The organism is Tenacibaculum profundicola (assembly GCF_057220795.1).
In genome coordinates, this window is the sequence record NZ_CM170137.1 from 993,638 (window position 1) to 1,013,884 (window position 20,247).

Sequence of the window (20,247 nt, forward strand, 5' to 3'; positions counted from 1 at the left end):
TATATAAAAGTTAAATGAAACTTTAGTAATAGTATAAGGCAATTGTTAATATTATATTAAAATAACAATTACTATCCAAAAATTATTAACTAAAATTATTTTTATGAAGAAACTTTTCACACTATTTTTTACTATTGTATTTAGTAGTTTTACATGGGCGCAAATGCAGGTCTCAGGTACAGTCAAAGATGCCAATAATGAGCCCTTGCCAGGAGCAAACGTTGTTGAAAAAGGTACTCAAAATGGTACTAATACAGATTTTGACGGAAAATTTAGACTTACAGTTCAGGAAGGAGCCATGTTGGTTATCAGTTTCTCTGGATTTGAAACAACAGAAATTGCTGTTGATGGAAAAAAAATATTAAATATTGTTCTTAAAGAAGGATTGCAATTAGATGAGGTTATCGTTACGGGTAGTAGAACACCTGCAAGAAGTAATACTTCTAGTCCTTTACCTGTAGACATTGTTGGCGTAAAAGAATTACAATCAACAGGTCAACCAACATTTGACAAGGCATTGCAATACAAAATTCCTTCTTTTAATACGGTACAAACTCCAGTTAATGATGCAACATCGTTACTTGATCCGTATGAGATTAGAAACATGGGACCTAGTAGAACTTTGATCCTTATAAACGGTAAACGTAAAAATTTAAGTTCTCTTTTATATACACAAACTTCTCCTGGTAGAGGTGAAACAGGTGCTGATATTTCTGCTATACCAACAGATGCAATTAAAAGTATTCAGATTCTTCGTGATGGGGCTTCTGCGCAATACGGTTCTGATGCAATTGCCGGGGTAATGAACATTATTTTAAAAGATGATTACAAAAATAGCTCAGCTACCTTCAGGTCTGGAATTACAGGTGAAGGCGATGGAGAAATGTTAGGAGTAAGCATAAATAGTGGAAGTAAAATCGGTGATGATAAAGGTTTTATTAACTACACAATAGATTTCTCTAAAACACAAATGGCGAACAGACCTGGTACCGTAGATGCGGCCGGAGAAGCTGCCGATTTTGGTGCTAATATTAGCGATGTACAGGAGTTTTTAGCGAGAAAACCAGATGCTGGAAATATCAATGCTTCACCAGAAACAACAGCTGCTAAATTCTTAATCAACGGTAGTTATGACTTATCTGACAAAACAGACCTATACTTTAATGCTGCTTATGTGTACAAAATGGTAAATAGTTTTGCTAATTACAGAACTCCTTATTGGAGAACAGTAACAGACTTTCCTTACTTAGCCAATTTCTTTCCTGGAGAGAATCCTAATAACGCAGGAGGTTACGACGGGTATTTACCAACATTTGAAGGTCTTTTAGGAGACTACAATGCTACAGTAGGAATCAAAACAACCATAAATGACTGGAATGTAGACGGTAGTCTTACACTAGGAGGAAACGAACAAACATATACGGTAAGTAATTCTCACAATAGAAGTACCATACTAGATAGCAACAATGAAAATATCTACAGAGAAAATAGTCCTATAGTATTCAAACCAGGAGGAACTGCCTTTAGCCATGTAGTTGGAAATATTGATATCTCTAGAATTTTATCTGATGAAGTTTCTATTGCTTTTGGAACTGAGTTTAGAGCAGAAAACTTTGAAGTTATAGAAGGTGATCTTGCGTCTTATGATGGTATCGGAGCTGATTCTTTTGCCGGTAACAGACCAGAAAATTCAGGACAGTTTAATCGTTACAATTTAGGTGGGTATTTTAGTGCTGACTGGGATGTTAATAAAGATTTCTTGATCAACGCAACTATAAGAGCTGAAAACTATTCAGACTTCGGAAGTACATTTGTATGGAAAGCGAGTTCTCGTTACAAATTTGCTGACGATAAATATACCTTAAGAGCTTCTGTTTCTACTGGATTTAGAGCGCCTACCTTACACCAAATTTATACACAAAAGAAACAATATAGTTTCGTTCCTGGGGAAGGTATCCAAGTAAGTGGTTTAATTAATAATGTATCTAGAGAAGCTAGACAATTAGGAGTTGCAAAATTAAAAGCAGAAGAATCAACTAACTTCACTATTGGTATGGGGGGTAAACCTTTTAAGAACTTTAGCTTTACTCTTGACTATTATAATATTGATGTTGAAGATAGAATTGTATTAAGTAATGAATTAGCTACTTCTTTTGGAACGGTTAGTTACTTCTCTAATGCAATAGATACTAGAACTTCTGGAATCGACTTTGTAGCAAATTATAAAAACATAGAATTAGGAAACGGTAAATTAGGATTAAATTTATCTGGTAACTATACCATTGAAAATGGTAGAACCGATGATAATGGAGATGCTTTGATAGACGCAACTCAAGAAGCTCTTTTATTTTCTTCTAGACCAAAAACGAAATGGATTTTAGGAGCTACTTATGATGTTGCTAAGTTTGGTTTTACGCTAAACAACACATACTTCGGAACCACTACGTTTAAACAAGCTGGTTTAGATTCTAACTTAAGAACAGAATTTACTCCTAAAATTGTAACTGACTTAGGTGTTAATTACAATGTTGATGATCATTGGACGGTTTCTTTTAATGCAAATAATATTTTAAATGTATTACCTGAATGGAGCTTTAAAGCAGAGAATTCAACAGGTGAAGCACTCTTAAATGATGCTGCTGCAGTTAAAAACCAATCAAACTTAATCACATTTAACCAACGTTATTCACAAATGACGTATGATGGATATCATTTTAGTCAGTTAGGTTCAATGTTTAATTTATCTGTGAACTATAAGTTTTAAGAAAAGAATTTAATTGTTTTCATTATATATACACTTTATATATACCAAAACCTCGAGATGTTTTCCCCTAATCTCGGGGTTTATTTTATCCCATTTTTTAGCTAAAACGGTATCACTAAATCTTGTTTTGTTAGAATAAACCCACTACTTATTACTTTTCCTTGAGCTTCGCTTCCTTCTTGTAGGAATGGATTGGTATGGTTAAAATGTATATAATACACTTTCTTTTTATCCTTCTCACTAAGGTTTTTCATTAATGACATACTTTCCTCTACAAAAGTAACTATACCATTTAAAATGGTAGAACCGATGATAATGGAGATGCTTTGATAGATGCAACTCAAGAAGCTCTGTTATTATCTTCTAGACCAAAACGAAATGGATTTTAGGAGCTACTTATGATGTTGCTAAGTTTGGATTTACGCTAAACAACACATACTTCGGAACCACTACGTTTAAACAAGCTGGTTTAGATTCTAACTTAAGAACAGAATTTACTCCTAAAAATTTGTAACTGAATTAGGTGTTAATTACACTGTTATACGATTTACAGATAAATATTTCGTATAAAGGTATTGAATTATTTTAAGTTAGTTTAAGGCATAAAACTTTAGCATAGCCAAGCTATGGTTAAGTTTTATAACGCAAAAATAGCTACAAAAGAAATAATAGATATGCGAAATATTTATTTGTAAATCGTATTAATGATTGTTGGACGGTTTCTTTTAATGCAAATAATATTTTAAATGAATTACCTCAATGGAAGTTTATTGAGACTAACTCTACAGGAACGAATATTTTAAATGGAACCGAGGCTGTAGTTAATTCACCATCCAACTTAATCACATTTATTAACCAACGTTATTCACAAATGACGTATGATAGATATCATTTTAGTCAGTTAGGTTCCATGTTTAATTTATCTGTGAACTATACGTTTTAAGAAAAGAATTTAATTGTTCTCATTATATATACCAAAACTTCGAGATGTTTCCCCCTACTCTCGGGGTCTATTTTATCCTGTTTTTTAACTAAAACGGTATCACTAGATCTTGTTTTGCTAGATTAAAACCACTATCTATAACTTTTCTTTGAGCTGCGCTTCCTTCTTGTAGCAATGGATTGGTATGGTTAAAATGTATAAAATACACTTTCTTTTTATCGTTCTCGCTAAGGTTTTTCATTAATAACATACTCTCCTCTACAAAAGGATGTGGAACTTCCGACATGTCTCTGTTTATCTCCCCATTCTTGAAAAAAGTAGCATCTAAAAAAGCGATATCAACCTGTTTAATATAGTTCACGATACCTCTATCCCATTTTTCCCATTTATCTATATCTGGTATGAACAATGCCTTTTGTTTGGTATTGTTAATTATATATCCAACGGTTTCCGTATATTCATCTCTATGTGGTACCAAAATTGGAGTAACCGATATTCGATCATTTAATATAATGGTCGAATCTTTCTTTAAGCTTTTCAATTCAATATTCGTATTGGCTACCAATTGACTCCATGGACCATTTGTGGATAAAAATTTTCTCATCCTTGGCATACTATAAACAGGTAAACTGTTAGCACTCATAGCTTCTCTACCAGCATACATTAATCCGGTGTAATGACCAATATGCCCATGGGTTAAAAAAACACCATCAGGTAGTTTCTTTTGTTTCGTAAATTTTGAAAGTAAACGTACCTGTTCAGTAAAATCAGGAGTTGCATCAAAAAGCCAACTCTCATTAGATTGGGGGTCAACCAAGCCTATTGAACTCACCATTCTTTTTAAACTAGGGTCTTTATACGTTCTTAAACAGCATTCTTTTTTACAAGCTATCTGTGGGTATCCTGCATCCTGAGCTACCCCTAAGACTACGAAGAAAGGAGCTTTAGAATTTGTTGTTTTTGTTGAATTGCTTGTTTCTGTGTCACATGATAAAACTCCAACAAGGCAACACAACCATACTACTCTTTTTAGCATTATATATAGGTATTTAGAATAATTCTGGGTTTGCTCCTTGAACATCTTTATAAAACTCATGAAAAACTTCAAAGTCCTTTTGTATATTATCAGTCGGATAATAAGGTTCTGAAACAGCCATTTGTTTTCTTCCAAAATCCAATGTAAACATTATGATCGGTACCTTAGCGCCTTTTGCTATATAGTAAAAACCCGTTTTCCATTGCTCAACTTTGCGTCTAGTGCCTTCTGGTGATAATGCCAAACGAAATTCATCTTTTTTATGAAACAAATCAACAATAGCATCTACGCTATTACTACTCTTTGATCTGTCAACAGGTGTACCACCTAACCAGCGAAATATAAACCCAAAAGGAGGCTTAAATAATGATTTTTTACCAATAAAATTAATTTTTATGCCCCAAGAGTTTCTCGCCAAAATAGCAATAGGAAAATCTTTCCAACTGGTATGAGGCGCCCCAATGGTTACAAACTTCTTTACATCTTCAGGAAACTTACCAACCAATTTCCACCCTAATACTTTTGTATAAATAAACTTAGATATCATTTTTAAGAAAAATAAAGCTCAATGATACGGTTTTCAATAATAATAACAAACATATTTATGATATCTTGTCCTATATTTGTCTATTCTAATAATTTTTATTGTCTAATGAACACAACTTTGTTATTAATTGTTACTACCATTTTAGGATTAGCTTTAGGAGCCGTTATCGGTTACTTATGGGGTAAATTAGCTTTAAGAAAGGCTACGAATGACCTTGAAAGAGAAAACCACCAATTACTTTCAAGTATATCCAATTTAGAAATACAGCAAAAAGAAAAAGAACAAAGCTTTACACAGCAAAAAAACGACTTTATTCAACGTTTATCAGATACTCTTAAAGGAGCAGATGAACTCCGTCGTGAAAAAGACTTTGCTACTATAGAACTTGCTAGAAAAAATGAGGAGTTAAAAAATGTTCAGTTAAAATTAAATGAAAACAAAAAGGAGGTGGAAAATCTTCAAGATAAATTCACCAAAGAATTTGAGAATTTAGCCAATAAAATACTGGATGAAAAGTCTACTAAATTTACCGCGCAAAATAAAGAAAACTTAAAAATTATTTTAAACCCTTTACAAGAAAAAATTCAAACTTTTGAAAAAAAAGTTGAAGACTCTCAAAAAGAAAGTATCTCAATGCATTCTGCTCTCAAAGAACAATTACTAGGGCTAAAGGAGCTAAATACTCAAATGAGTAAAGAAACCATTAACCTAACAAAAGCTCTGAAAGGAGATAGTAAAACTCAGGGAAACTGGGGAGAGTTAGTATTAGAACGGGTATTAGAAAAATCGGGATTGGAAAAAGATAGAGAGTATTTTGTGCAACAATCTTTTTCGAACGAAGAAGGGAAACGTATTTTACCTGATGTTGTTATCCATTTACCAGATAACAAAAAAATGATTGTTGACTCCAAAGTATCTTTAACTGCTTATGAGCAATATATTAACACGGAAGACGACAACGATAGAGAACGCTTTGTTAAAGAACATGTAAACTCATTAAAACGCCATGTTGAGCAACTTTCTGATAAAAAATACGAAGACATTTATAAAATAGAGTCTCCAGATTTCGTGTTGCTTTTTGTTCCTATTGAACCTGCTTTTGCCGTTGCCCTAAACGAAGACAATACGCTATACAACAGAGCCTTTGAAAAAAACATAGTTATTGTTACTCCAACAACGCTTTTAGCAACATTGCGCACTATAGACACTATGTGGAATAACGAAAAGCAACAACGCAATGCTATAGAAATTGCAAGACAAGCTGGGGCATTATACGATAAATTTGACGGCCTATTGAAAGACTTGGTTAGTATAGGTAAAAAAATAGATGCCACGAAGTCTGATTATAGCATGGCCATGAACAAACTTTTTGAAGGAAGAGGTAACTTAATTAATAGCGTAGAAAAACTCAAGAAAATGGGGGCAAAGGCAAAAAAGGCACTTCCAGAAAAAATTATTGAAAGAGCTCAAGAAGAAGATTAAAAAAAGCGACCTAAATGGCAGTCATGGTCGGAAGAAATTCCGTGCATTTTTTTTAAGTTTCAAAATGGTCTAAATTTCCTTCACAGTCTACAACAATCATAGCTATAGCTAAATTTCTGAGCTCCATTTTAAATCTTCTTTTAGCAGTTTTATAACCTATTTGGTTTGCTTTTTTATAGATTAAAATTATCATGGCTACGATTAGAGTCATATATAGGATAACTTCTATTCCATTTTTATTCAATGAGACCAGATGACTTACATTGAGTTCTTGTTTTATAAAATGAAAAAACACCTCAATATCCCATCGTCTTCGATAGGCTTATGCTATTTGTTTAGCCGATAAATCAAAATCATTGGTAATAAACCAAAAGTCCTTTGGGTCTTCTGTTTTTGTTTTCGCTACAATTAAACGAAAAGGAGTTTCTATTAATTCTTCTCTATAATGTACATTTCCTTTTTTGTTATGGATTGGTTTTCCTGTGTAAAGTTGTACTTTACTATCTTTGATAAGGGTTAATTCTCCTAAATCTAAATCTTGAGCTTGCTTAACTAAAGATTGTAGTTCTACATGTTTTCGGTTTTCTTTTGCTCTAACAATAATAGTAACAGCCTCATTAGTAAATGAGTTCATTGTTCTTGTAGACTGAAGCCCTCTATCAATAACATAGATGTTTTGATGATGTGTTTCTTGCTTTACATGATTGCGTATAGCCTTGGATAGAGCCATATCTTCACTAGCATACTTCGCCTTGGTAAACACCTCTGAATGACAAGGTAATAAACCATCAAAAGCCATACTGTATTTAACAGATTTCTTCCCGTTTTTATGATCAATACCTTTTAATAGTTTGGCAGAAGCCTCACTAACCATAGAACTATCTACATGTATTAAATGATGTTTTTCCTTATCCTTGTTAGGGTAGGCATCGTGAAATTGCTGGTAAACACATTGGTATATTTGACGGAAGTAATCAGAATCGATTTTAGATAACCTTTCTGAGATAGAACTTCGTCTTATAGTTTCGGATTTGTCTAAATCAAAAAGCGTTTTAAACAGAAAATCATTAAAAGTATCTTCTAAAGTACGCTGACTTAGCTTTTCATTCTCTAAAATACCATAGAGTAGCAAATAAAACATTTTTTTTCCATGAAGAACCTTTGCATAATAATCGACTTTGGTAGTTATCGATAATTTGGATAATAGTGCCTCTGGAATAACGCTTAATAATTGACTTACTGAAATTTTGTGATCTTTAAATACTGATATAATAGATTGATTATCAGATATTAAGATACGGAAATTACATCACAAAAAAAAGACAACCCCTTGATAATCAAGTTATTAAATCAATGTTTTATACTCTATAAAACAAAAAAAAGTCGGAAGAAAAATCTTCCGACCATGACTGACCTAAATGGTCGCTTTCTTCATATGAAAAAGAAATTGTTTTTAACCTACAAACAATCTTCTTTGGTGCATTAAATCGTATACTTTGTCTGAAATTGCTTCTAAAGCCTCATCATTATCTGCATTGATAATAGCTTCATCAATTAAATCGACAATAGTTACCATATCTTCTTCAACTAAACCACGAGTTGTAATTGCTGCTGTTCCGATACGAATTCCAGAAGTAACAAAAGGGGATTGCGTATCAAAAGGAACCATGTTTTTATTAACAGTAATTTCTGCTTTACCTAAAGCGATTTCAGCATCCTTACCAGTTATATCCTTATTACGTAAATCTATTAACATCATGTGATTATCGGTACCTCCAGAAATAATATCATATCCTTTCTCCATAAACGCTGTTGCCATGGCTCTAGCATTTTCACGTACTTGAATTTGATATTCTAAGAATTCATCAGTTAACGCTTCTCCAAAAGCAATTGCCTTGGCTGCAATAACATGCTCCAATGGTCCTCCTTGATTCCCTGGGAAAACTCCTGAATTTAATAAAGTAGACATTTTTTTAGGCTTACCACTCTTCAAGGTCAATCCAAATGGATTATCAAAATCTTTACCCATCATTATCATTCCTCCACGTGGACCACGTAAGGTTTTATGTGTTGTAGTCGTTACAATATGACAATGCGGTAGTGGGTCAGACAAAATTCCTTTTGCAATTAACCCAGATGGATGTGAAATATCAGCCATTAAAATTGCACCAACACTATCTGCTATAGCTCTAAATCGCTTAAAGTCTATATCACGCGAATATGCAGAAGCTCCTGCAATAATTAATTTCGGTTTATGTTGATTTGCTTGTTGCTCTATATGCTCATAATCTATACGTCCAGTATCTTTATCAACACCATAAAATACAGGCTTATACAATTTACCTGAAAAATTTACTGGTGAACCATGTGTTAAATGACCTCCATGTGACAAATCAAACCCTAAGATAGTGTCTCCTGGCTGCAAACATGCCGCAAACACCGCAGTATTTGCCTGACTTCCAGAATGTGGCTGCACATTAACATACGCTGCTCCAAATAACTCTTTTGCTCTATCAATTGCGATCTGTTCAACAATATCGACTACTTCACAGCCCCCGTAATAACGTTTACCTGGGTACCCTTCTGCATATTTATTTGTTAAAACTGAACCTTGTGCTTCCATGACTTGCTCACTGACAAAGTTTTCAGAAGCTATTAACTCCAAACCGTTTAACTGACGTTTTTTTTCATCAGCGATAAGGTCAAAAATTTGGTGATCTTTTTGCATCGTTGTGTTTTGTTAAATTTTGTTGCCAAATGTAATCATTTTATGAGTAAATAATGTTGACCTTGATAGTATTTTAATACATTGCTTACGTATTGATACTATATAATTATAATCTATACTTTTTTTTTACATTTTTTAATTTTTACTCTAGTCTAAATTGAAAAAAATATGTAGGTTTGATGAAAATTAAACAATATAACTACATGGAGATAACAGCAAATAATCCTAATAGAAAATCGTGGCTAACTGTTAAGGAAGACTCTGATTTCCCTATTCAAAACATACCTTTTGGTGTTTTTTTAACGAAAGATGATATTGTTACCATAGGAACAAGAATTGGTGACTATGCCATTGATTTAGGTGCTTTACATCAATTAGGATACTTTGAGGGTATTCTTCTCACGGACGATATTTTTTTACAAGATACATTGAACGATTTTATTGCGGATGGTCGTAAAACATGGCGCCTAGTTCGTAATAGAATTGCTGATATTTTTGATGTTACTAATAGTAACTTACGTGACAATGCTGAACATAAGGATAAAGTAATTTTTAGAATGGACGAGGTAGAAATGCAATTACCTGTTAGTGTAGGTGATTATACTGATTTCTATGCCAGTAAAGAACACGCTACTAATGTAGGTTCTTTATTTAGGGACCCTGAAAACGCACTCTTACCGAACTGGTTACACATACCTATTGGATACCATGGTAGAAGTTCTTCTATAATTCCTTCAGGAACACCTATTCGTCGTCCTGTGGGACAATTTAGACCTGCTGAAGGCACTAACACACCTGGTTTTGGCCCCTCAAAATTATTAGACTTTGAATTAGAGATGGCCTTTATAACCACGGTAGCAAATGACTTAGGAGAAAGAATACCTATTGAAGAAGCAGAAGATTACATCTTTGGTTTAGTATTATTTAACGACTGGTCTGCTCGTGACATTCAAGCTTGGGAATATGTTCCTCTGGGACCATTCTTAGGTAAAAATTTCGCTTCAACGATATCTCCTTGGATTGTCACCTTAGATGCTTTAGAGCCTTTTAGAGTAGATAACCCAAAACAAGTTCATGAGCCACTACCATACCTACATAAGGAAGGTAAAGATAGCTATGATATCAATTTACAAATGGCCATCAAACCAGAGAATACTGACGAAACGGTTGTTTGTAATTCTAACTTCAAGTATATGTATTGGACCATGGTTCAGCAGCTAACACACCATACAGTAAATGGATGCCCTGTAAATGCAGGTGACATGATGGGTAGTGGTACAATTTCTGGTCCAACGCAAGATAGTTTTGGTTCTATGTTAGAATTAACATGGAGAGGGCAAAATCCTTTAAAAATGAACGATGGTTCTGAACGTAAGTTTATTAATGATAACGATACGGTTATTATGAGAGGATACGCTAAAAACGATAAAGTACGTATTGGTTTTGGAGAATGTAATGGTAAAATTTTACCTGCAATTGAATAATACCATTTACCGTAATAAAACACCTTTTTTTTCCTTTCTTCTTCATTAGAAAAAGAAAGGAAAAACTAAGGCTATGCTTAATTTTCATAAAGAAAAACCATCGTTTTCTTTTACAGTAATTTCAAATCATAGATGGTATAAGTAAAAGATCATTTTTTTATGCTTTTTATTTATTCTTCCTCCGGTGGTGGATGCCCGTGAATATCTTCATAAACCTCATCGAAATTGCCACGCAAATACGTGTTTAATTTTTTACGATAGTCATCTTGCAACCAATCAATAAAATTATGAGTACTTTTACAAATACATTTAGAATATCTGTAGATTCTATCATCAATATCACCTCCTAATTTTTTAGCCAATATCAACGCATCAAAAACATCTTCACTATTTTCCACACATAATTTGGCATGATGCTCAATAGATTTTTCCAATACTTTCTTTGATGACTGACCAGCTTGTATGGTTTCAATATACACTTTCTTTACATCGAAATATAACTCTTTAGAATTCGCGAATTCTTTCTTAACATCGGCTGGAAGTTCATACCTGAACTCATTTTCAATTTCCTCATCCGACAATAAATTATCTAAATAAAAACTCGGAGCTCTAAACATTCTTTGCCAATCTAGATCGGCTCCCCACGGACCAAAACGATGAAAATTATTACCTAAATCAATAACATTAAACTCTGACTTACCCGGTAAAATACGTGAACCTCTACCAATCATTTGATAATACAACGTCAAGGATTTTGTGGCTCTATTTAAGATTATAGATTTTACAGAAGGCTCATCAAACCCAGTTGTCAATATACTCACAGAAGTAATAATGGCATTGGGTGTTTTATGAAACCATTTTAATATAAAATCTCGTTCTTTTTTTGTGTTTGTATTGTCTAAATGTGCTATTGGATACCCAGCTCTTTTAAAGGTGTCATATACATGCAAAGATGTATTAATACCATTATTAAAAATTAACGTTTTTGTTCCTTTTGCTCGTTCCTCATATGCTTGTAGTAATTTAGACAGCATATCTGTGTTCGTATATAAATCTTCAGAAGATTTAACAGTGTAATCACCATTGGCACCAACTTCTAATGAGGTTAGCCCAACATTATAAGAATATACATTTGCCTTAGCTAAGTATTCATTTTCAATTAAAGACGTAATACTTTCCCCATCTATGAGCTCATCATAGTTGTTTTTCATGGGTAACTTTATGTTCGAACTTAACGGTGTTGCTGTTACTCCAAGAACAAACGATTTGTCAAAAAACTTGAATAATTTTGTAAATGAATTATAATGGGCTTCATCGATAATAACCAATCCTACATTGGAAATATCAAGCATATCATCGTTCAAACGATTGTTTAATGTTTCTACCATGGCAACAAAACAGCCGTATTCACCTTGATCGTCTAGACTAGCTTTACTATCAATAATTTTATTCTCCACTTTAAACTCGCTAAGCATTTTCGCGGTTTGCTTACACAACTCAATACGGTGTGTCATTATCAACACCTTCTTTTTATAATGCTTTAAATACTGTCGCGTAATTTCAGAGAAAATAACTGTCTTACCTCCACCTGTTGGTAATTGATATAAGAGATGGTAATTTTCAGGGGCGTTTTCAAAACTTTTAAAAATTTTATGTAACGCTTCCTTTTGATAACCATATAAATTTTTACCTACAATTTGCTGGGTCGTCGTCGTTTCTTTACTCAATTTTATTCTATTTTGAAGAGAGCAAAAATACGATCTATTTAAGGAAATACCAGTATAATCAATATAAATTTTTCATTTTTTTTAAATCAATACTCATAATATCATGGTGAGAAGCGTGTGCTACCGCCTCCCCGTTCTTGATTACTAACAATTGAGGTGACTGATGAAGTACCCGAAATTTAACACCTATTTCATCTGATATTTCACGATAATTCAATAGGTCTAAATAGTATATTTTAAAATCTTTTAAACTTTCATCAATATTGTTTTCAAAACGTTTAATTACCATTTTACTAATTCCACAACGTGTTGAATGTTTAAAAATAGCAATCGGTTCTTCTTTAGATAACATCTCTATTTCTTGGAGTTGATCCATATTATTTAATTCAATCCAATTAACATGTGACGGTTTTTCATTATTTTCAGATGATGAATTCCCAAAAAGTGATTTCAATATTCCCATTACTACTTTTTTTATCAGTTACAAAAATTAATTCCTTTAGAATGTGTTTAACTAGCGGATACAAATTTAGGCATTAAAACTTTTCTTTTCAAACAAACCTATTTCGTGTAATCTACTATTTAACATGATTCTTACGTAACAACTATTTTTCTTTCTACAAATTACAAAAATTTGAGATAACAATAACCACCATTTCTTTGTATATTCAAAAAAAGCATAAGAAATGAATTTGATCGCAGTGTTTTTAATTTATAAGTACTATTATAATTCTTTAGCTTTCCTTAATCCTTACTAAGAATTTACAAAAACACATTTACAAAAAACAAAACAGCCAAAAAGTCATACAAAACACCACGACAACTGTCATTATGACTCCTCTAATTATTCTATAGGCCTTGGTATTACTTTTGAATACGTAAGTACTCAAAACCTCTAATTATGAATTTTAACAATTATACCATAAAATCTCAAGAAACTATACAGCATGCGCAGCAACTAGCGCAAAGCTATCAACATAACCAAATTGAAAATGAACACCTCTTTAAAGCGTTATTTTTAGTTGACGAAAACGTACTCCCTTTTTTACTAAAAAAACTGAATGTAACTGTAAGTGTTATTCAACAAATTCTCGACAAGCAACTAGACAGTTTAGCCAAAGTAACTGGCGCAGAATTGATGCTCTCTAGAGAAGCCAGTAAAAGCCTTACTGAAGCCTCTGTAATTGCTAAAAAAATGAATGACGAGTATGTATCTATTGAACACTTAATCTTGGCTATTTTCAAATCAAAAAGTCAAATCGCACAAGTACTAAAAGACCAGGGGGTTACAGAAAAAAACCTCACTACCGCCATCAATGAACTTCGAAAAGGTGACAGAGTCACTTCACAAAATGCAGAAGAGACGTATAATTCATTGAATAAGTACGCTAAAAACCTAAACCAACTTGCTCAAGATGGTAAATTAGACCCTGTGATTGGCAGAGATGAAGAGATACGACGCTTATTGCAAATTTTATCACGAAGAACCAAAAACAACCCAATCTTGGTTGGAGAACCTGGCACAGGAAAAACAGCCATTGCAGAAGGTTTAGCACATCGAATCATTCGTGGTGACGTTCCTGAAAATTTAAAAGACAAGCAAATTTTCTCGTTAGATATGGGAGCTCTTATTGCAGGAGCTAAATATAAAGGAGAGTTTGAAGAACGTCTTAAATCCGTCATAAAAGAGGTTACTACTTCTGAAGGAGATATCGTTTTGTTTATAGATGAAATTCACACTTTAGTTGGTGCAGGTGGTGGACAAGGAGCCATGGACGCTGCTAACATCCTAAAACCTGCCTTAGCAAGAGGCGAACTGAGGGCTATCGGAGCGACTACTTTAGATGAATACCAAAAGTACTTCGAAAAAGACAAGGCTTTAGAGCGACGTTTTCAAAAAGTTGTAGTAGATGAGCCAGATACAGAAAGTGCTATTTCAATTCTAAGAGGCATTAAAGATAAATACGAAACACACCACAAAGTACGAATTAAAGATGACGCTATAATAGGTGCTGTTGAATTATCACAACGCTATATTACCAATCGTTTTTTACCTGATAAAGCCATTGATTTAATGGATGAAGCGGCGTCTAAATTACGTATGGAGATCAATTCAAAACCAGAAGAATTAGACGTATTAGATCGCAAGATCATGCAACTAGAAATTGAAATAGAAGCCATAAAACGTGAAAATGACCATATTAAGCTAAAATCATTGAATGCTGACTTAGCCAATTTAAAGGAAGAACGAAATGAAATTAATGCTAAATGGCAGTCAGAAAAAAATGTAGTTGATGCGATACAGCAGTTAAAATCAGATATCGACAACTTTAAGTTAGAAGCTGAAAAAGCAGAACGTAATGGTGATTACGGTAAAGTAGCTGAGCTTCGCTACGGAAAAATTAAAGAAGCGCAAGAAGCTTTAGAAAAGCAACAAGAGGTTCTTTCAAATCAAAGTGAAAATGCCTTGATCAAAGAAGAAGTAACCTATGATGATATCGCTGAAGTAGTTGCAAAATGGACAGGTGTTCCTGTTACAAAAATGCTACAATCAGAACGTGAAAAGTTGTTAAAATTAGAAAGTGAGCTGCATAAGCGCGTTGTTGGTCAAGAAGAAGGTATTATTGCCGTATCTGACGCTGTTCGTCGTTCTAGGGCTGGATTACAAAACCCCGATAAACCAATAGGTTCATTCTTGTTTTTAGGCACTACGGGGGTAGGAAAAACAGAATTAGCTAAAGCTTTAGCTGACTATTTGTTTGATGACGAAAGTGCTATGACCCGTATTGATATGAGTGAGTATCAAGAACGTCATTCTATTAGCAGGTTGGTTGGAGCACCTCCAGGATATGTTGGTTATGATGAGGGAGGACAATTAACTGAGGCTGTAAGAAGAAAACCATACTCAGTAGTACTATTAGATGAAATTGAAAAAGCCCACCCAGATACTTTTAATATTTTACTACAAGTACTTGACGAGGGTCGATTAACCGATAATAAGGGTCGTGTTGCCGATTTTAAAAATACGATTATCATAATGACCTCGAATATGGGAAGCCATATTATTCAAGAAAAATTTAAAACCTTAAAAAATGACATTGACACCACCTTGGAACTTGCGAAAAATGAAGTTCTTGAACTCTTAAAACAAACGGTGCGTCCCGAGTTTTTAAACAGAATTGATGATATTATTATGTTTACTCCTTTATCAATAAAAGACATTAGAAGTATCGTTAAACTACAATTAAACAATGTTAAAACGATGGTAGCAAAACAACATATTACCATTGATGCCACCGAAGAGGCTATCTCATATTTAGCAGAGAAGGGATACCAACCAGAGTTTGGTGCCAGACCAGTTAAACGTATCATCCAAAAGGAAGTATTAAACGCACTATCCAAAGAGATCTTATCTGGCAAAGTAACTACAGACAGCATCATCCTTTTAGATGCTTTCAATGACACCTTAGTTTTTAGAAATCAATCCCATTTAATCGAAAACATATAAACTTAAAGATCTCAAAAAAAAACTCGAATTTGCAAATACAAATTCGAGTTTTTTTTTGAGATTTAATTAACCTTCTTATAAGAAATCCTGTTCTTTCATCCATTTATCTGAATAAATCTTATTCATATAACGCGATCCGTGATCTGGCAAAATAACTACCACAACACTAGCTTCATCAAAATAACCTTTATCAGCATACTGTTGCACTCCTTGTAAAACTGCTCCAGAGGTATATCCTGCAAAAATCCCTTCTGTTTTTACCAGTTCTCTGGCTTTTAGTGCTGATGCTTTATCAGATACCTTTTCGTAAATATCAACCACATCAAAATCGGTAGAAGTAGGAATCAAATTTTTTCCTAAGCCTTCAATTTTATACGGGCTAATTTCACTTGTATCCAACTCTCCTGTTTCGTGGTATTTTTTAATTACAGATCCAATTGCATCCACTCCTAAAACCTTAATATTAGGGTTTTTCTCCTTTAAATACTGTGCGGTACCCGAAATAGTCCCCCCAGTTCCGCTCGCCGCAACTAAGTGCGTCACCTCTCCATTTGTTTGCTCCCAAATTTCAGGACCTGTGCTCACATAATGTGCTTCAATATTAAGCTCATTAAAATACTGATTAATATAAATAGACCCCGGGTTTTCTTTGTGTAATCTTTTGGCTACTTCATAATACGAACGAGGATCTTCTGCTGGTACATTAGCAGGACAGATATGAACTTCAGCCCCCATGGCTTTTAACATATCAATTTTATCTTGAGATGACTTATCGCTTACTGCTAAAATACATCTATAGCCCTTAACTATACTTATCATAGCTAAAGAAAACCCTGTGTTTCCAGAGGTTGTTTCTACAATAATATCTCCTCTTTTAACAATTCCTTTTTTCTCTGCCGTTTCAATAATATGAAGTGCTATCCTATCTTTAGCAGAGTGCCCTGGATTAAAAGCCTCAATCTTGGCATAATACTTCCCTGGTAACTCTTTGGTTATATTATGTAATTTTACTAAAGGTGTTTGTCCGACTAAATCTAAAATCGTATTGGTAATACCAGCGTGTCTCATTCTTATATACTAATAAAGGGGTCATTGTGAGAAAAGAAAGCGAAATTAAAACTTTTAATATACCTATTCTCTCCATGACGCCCTACCCTTTTCGAGCGCAAAAATATAATTATTTTTCTAACTTATCCTCTAACATTAAAAAGAACGTAAACTCTTCTGCTGTTTCTTTCAACGCCTCAAATCTTCCAGAAGAACCTCCATGACCCGCGTCCATGTTTGTATGTAACAACAATAAATTACTATCCGTTTTTAACTCTCTTAACTTCGCAACCCATTTTGCTGGTTCCCAATACTGAACTTGACTATCGTGTAAACCAGTAGTTACTAAAATATTCGGATACGACCTCGCCTCTACTTGATCATACGGAGAATACGATTTTATATAGTCATAATACTCTTTATCGTTAGGATTCCCCCATTCATCATATTCTCCTGTAGTTAAAGGAATACTATCATCTAACATGGTTGATATTACATCAACAAAAGGCACTGCCGAAATAATACCATTGTATAACTCAGGGTTCATGTTTACAATTGCTCCCATTAACAAGCCACCTGCTGACCCACCCATCGCATATAAATGCTCTGGTGAGGTATACCCACTATCAATTAAATACTTAGAACAGTCGATAAAATCAGTAAACGTATTCTTTTTATTCAGCATTTTTCCGTCATCATACCACTCTCGTCCTAAATACTGACTCCCTCTTATATGCGCCAAAGCGTATACAAAACCTCTATCTAATAAGCTCAATCTAGAGCTAGAAAATCCATCAGGAATCGTATATCCATATGATCCATAAGCATATTGTAACACGGGAGTGTTTTGATTAATTTCTGTATCTTTATGATGCACCATCGACAAGGCTATCTTTTTACCATCTCTTGCTGTCACCCAAACACGCTTGCTGATATAATTAGCTTTGTCAAACTTACCTCCTAACACTTCTTGCTCTTTCTTCACCTCTTTTGACTTGTCTTTCATATTAAAGTCAATCACGGATCTTGGCGTAGTCATGGAGTTGTATGAATAACGAATAATATCAGTATCAAACTCAGGATTGAAATACACCCCAGCAGAATAGGTTTCTTCTTCGAATGGTAAATAGTAATCGGCAGCTCCATCCCAACGCTTGATTCTTATTTTATTTAGCCCTTCATTTCTCTCTTCAAGAACTAGATATTCTTTAAAAATTGAAAAGTCTTCAAATAAAGTATCGTCTCTATGTGGAATAACATCTGTCCAATGCTCTTTGGTAGTCTTATCTTCAGGAGTTTTCATCAACTTAAAGTTCGTAGCCCCGTCTTTATTTGTTCTAATGTAAAAATGATCTTCGTAATGCGCTATATCGTATTCCAAGTTTCTTTCACGAAGTTGTATAATTCTAAAAGCACCTTCTGGCTTATCAGCCTCTAGTACACGGTATTCTGTTGACAAGGTATTATATGACCCTATAACAATATATTTTTTAGACTTCGACTTAGTAACAAACACTCCAAAAGTTTCATCTTTCTCTTCAAAAACAAGTTCATCTTTGGCTACATCAGTACCTAAAATATGTTTATATATCTGAGAACTACGTAGCGTAACTGGATCTTTTTTAGTATAGTACAGCGTTTTATGGTCATTTGCCCATACAGAGCCCCCAGTAGTGTTTTCTATTTTATCTTCATAAATCTCACCCGTCTCTAAATTTTTAAAATGAATAGTATATTGACGGCGACTCACAGTATCAATAGCAAATGCTACTAATTTATTATCTAAAGAAATATTAACCCCACCTAATTGAAAATATTCATGGTTTTTTGCCTCCTCATTAACATCAAATAAAATCTCTTCTTCAGCTTCCAAGGTTCCTTTTTTACGACTATAAATTGGGTATTGATCCCCTATTTCATAACGTGTTATATAGTAATACCCATTATCTTTATAAGGAACTGACTCATCGTCTTCTTTAATTCTTCCCTTAATCTCCTGAAACAACTTCTCTTCAAACTCTTTAGTTTCTGAAGTCATTTCTTCAAAATATTCATTTTCAGCATTCAAATAATCATATACCTTTTGCGTCTGCTCGTCTTTAACTTCGGCATTTTTTTGCTCATCCGTCAAACGCATCCAAAAATAATTATCTACTCTAACATCTCCGTGTTTTTCTAACTTAGTTGCTTGCTTTTCAGCAACTGGTGCTTCTATAACTTTATTCATCTTTTCATTTTTGCAGGCTGCAAAAATAAGACTAAAAGCGCAAGCAATTAGCATTATTTTTCTCATTTTAATTAGATTTATTAAATTCCTTGTGAAAGTACTAAATTTGCAAACATAAAAATGTTAAAACACAAAACCAATGTTTGGAGATATTTCAAGTATGATGGGAAAATTAAAAGAAACCCAGAAAAAAGTAGAAGAAACAAAAAAAAGACTCGATACTGTTTTAATTGATGAAGCTGTTGCCAATGGAAATATAAAGGTAACCGTGACAGCGAACAGAGAAATAAAAGCGATCAACGTTGATGACACTCTGCTTGAAGACAGAGAGGCATTAGAAGACTACCTAATTCTAGCTCTAAATAAGGCTCTAAAAAGAGCTGGTGAAATCAATGAACAGGAATTGGCTATGGCAGCAAAAAGCGGTATGCCTAATATTCCTGGAATGGATTTATTTAACTAATAAATATCTCTTTTGAAATTAGAAGATTATATGCTACCGTGTGTAAACAAGAAACTATTTGGTTTAGATTGTTTAGGTTGTGGTTTTCAAAGAGCCCTTGTACTTCTTTTCAAAGGTGAGTTTATAAGCGCCTTTTATATGTATCCTGCTATGTATTCTCTTATTTTTCTGGTAGGCTATTTACTCTTAAACTTTAAATTCAATTTTAATAATTCTCAAAAAATAATTCGTTTCTTACTAGTTCTTAACTTAGTTCTCATCGTAGGAAACTTTCTTTTAAAAATACTATAA

15 protein-coding genes and 1 pseudogene are annotated in these 20,247 nt (G+C 33.6%); 6 read left to right on the forward strand and 10 right to left on the reverse strand.

The window, feature by feature from the left end:
- Window positions 1–103: 103 nt before the first annotated feature.
- The gene (locus AC2TDS_RS04150) at window positions 104–2,764 is read left to right on the forward strand and encodes a TonB-dependent receptor (RefSeq protein ID WP_484737862.1); all 2,661 of its coding nucleotides are present in this window, start codon (window positions 104–106) and stop codon (window positions 2,762–2,764) included.
- 101 nt (window positions 2,765–2,865) lie between these two features.
- Here AC2TDS_RS04150 and AC2TDS_RS04155 read toward each other — a convergent pair whose 3' ends face one another.
- The 3 genes from AC2TDS_RS04155 to AC2TDS_RS04165 form a co-directional block, all read right to left on the reverse strand.
- Window positions 2,866–3,108 (reverse strand): hypothetical protein, encoded by a 243-nt coding sequence (locus AC2TDS_RS04155; RefSeq protein WP_484737863.1) that lies wholly within the window; start codon window positions 3,106–3,108, stop codon window positions 2,866–2,868.
- A 687-nt stretch (window positions 3,109–3,795) separates the two neighbouring features.
- The gene (locus AC2TDS_RS04160; RefSeq protein ID WP_484737864.1) at window positions 3,796–4,743 is read right to left on the reverse strand and encodes an MBL fold metallo-hydrolase; all 948 of its coding nucleotides are present in this window, start codon (window positions 4,741–4,743) and stop codon (window positions 3,796–3,798) included.
- Between the two features lie 13 nt (window positions 4,744–4,756).
- Window positions 4,757–5,290 carry a 1-acyl-sn-glycerol-3-phosphate acyltransferase gene (locus AC2TDS_RS04165; protein ID WP_484737865.1) on the reverse strand — a complete coding sequence of 178 codons (534 nt, stop codon included), beginning with the start codon at window positions 5,288–5,290 and terminating at the stop codon, window positions 4,757–4,759.
- A 105-nt stretch (window positions 5,291–5,395) separates the two neighbouring features.
- On the opposite strand from AC2TDS_RS04165, the gene AC2TDS_RS04170 reads away from it, so the two are divergent.
- Window positions 5,396–6,772: a DNA recombination protein RmuC gene (locus tag AC2TDS_RS04170; RefSeq protein ID WP_484737866.1), complete on the forward strand. Its 1,377-nt coding sequence runs from the start codon at window positions 5,396–5,398 to the stop codon at window positions 6,770–6,772.
- Between the two features lie 52 nt (window positions 6,773–6,824).
- Here the strand turns inward: AC2TDS_RS04170 and AC2TDS_RS04175 are convergent.
- The 3 genes and pseudogenes from AC2TDS_RS04175 to glyA all read right to left on the reverse strand — a co-directional run.
- Window positions 6,825–7,079: pseudogene (locus tag AC2TDS_RS04175) on the reverse strand (IS4 family transposase); the annotation flags it as partial.
- 15 nt (window positions 7,080–7,094) lie between these two features.
- Window positions 7,095–7,913, reverse strand: a complete 819-nt coding sequence (locus tag AC2TDS_RS04180) for a transposase (protein ID WP_484737867.1) — start codon at window positions 7,911–7,913, stop codon at window positions 7,095–7,097.
- Window positions 7,914–8,225: 312 nt separating this feature from the next.
- Window positions 8,226–9,500 (reverse strand): serine hydroxymethyltransferase, encoded by a 1,275-nt coding sequence (gene glyA, locus AC2TDS_RS04185; protein ID WP_484737868.1) that lies wholly within the window; start codon window positions 9,498–9,500, stop codon window positions 8,226–8,228.
- A 203-nt stretch (window positions 9,501–9,703) separates the two neighbouring features.
- On the opposite strand from glyA, the gene fahA reads away from it, so the two are divergent.
- Window positions 9,704–10,984, forward strand: coding sequence for a fumarylacetoacetase (fahA, locus tag AC2TDS_RS04190; protein WP_484738917.1), 1,281 nt, complete (start codon window positions 9,704–9,706; stop codon window positions 10,982–10,984).
- 170 nt (window positions 10,985–11,154) lie between these two features.
- Here the strand turns inward: fahA and AC2TDS_RS04195 are convergent, their stop codons facing one another.
- Window positions 11,155–12,711, reverse strand: coding sequence for a DEAD/DEAH box helicase (locus tag AC2TDS_RS04195; RefSeq protein WP_484737869.1), 1,557 nt, complete (start codon window positions 12,709–12,711; stop codon window positions 11,155–11,157).
- Between the two features lie 58 nt (window positions 12,712–12,769).
- A complete protein-coding gene (gene ytxJ / locus AC2TDS_RS04200) occupies window positions 12,770–13,174 on the reverse strand; it encodes a bacillithiol system redox-active protein YtxJ (RefSeq protein ID WP_484737870.1) in 405 nt (134 codons plus the stop codon).
- A gap of 438 nt (window positions 13,175–13,612) precedes the next feature.
- On the opposite strand from ytxJ, the gene clpB reads away from it, so the two are divergent.
- A complete protein-coding gene (gene clpB / locus AC2TDS_RS04205; protein WP_484737871.1) occupies window positions 13,613–16,219 on the forward strand; it encodes an ATP-dependent chaperone ClpB in 2,607 nt (868 codons plus the stop codon).
- Between the two features lie 75 nt (window positions 16,220–16,294).
- On the opposite strand, the gene capA is transcribed toward clpB, so the two are convergent.
- Window positions 16,295–17,287: a cysteate synthase gene (gene capA, locus AC2TDS_RS04210; RefSeq protein ID WP_484737872.1), complete on the reverse strand. Its 993-nt coding sequence runs from the start codon at window positions 17,285–17,287 to the stop codon at window positions 16,295–16,297.
- Between the two features lie 109 nt (window positions 17,288–17,396).
- On the reverse strand, window positions 17,397–19,493 hold the full coding sequence (locus tag AC2TDS_RS04215) for a S9 family peptidase (RefSeq protein WP_484737873.1): 2,097 nt from the start codon (window positions 19,491–19,493) through the stop codon (window positions 17,397–17,399).
- A 139-nt stretch (window positions 19,494–19,632) separates the two neighbouring features.
- Between AC2TDS_RS04215 and AC2TDS_RS04220 the strand changes: the two genes are divergently transcribed.
- Together AC2TDS_RS04220 and AC2TDS_RS04225 are read left to right on the forward strand one after the other, a co-directional pair.
- Window positions 19,633–19,956 carry a YbaB/EbfC family nucleoid-associated protein gene (locus tag AC2TDS_RS04220; RefSeq protein WP_484737874.1) on the forward strand — a complete coding sequence of 108 codons (324 nt, stop codon included), beginning with the start codon at window positions 19,633–19,635 and terminating at the stop codon, window positions 19,954–19,956.
- Between the two features lie 30 nt (window positions 19,957–19,986).
- On the forward strand, window positions 19,987–20,247 hold the full coding sequence (locus AC2TDS_RS04225; RefSeq protein ID WP_484738918.1) for a DUF2752 domain-containing protein: 261 nt from the start codon (window positions 19,987–19,989) through the stop codon (window positions 20,245–20,247).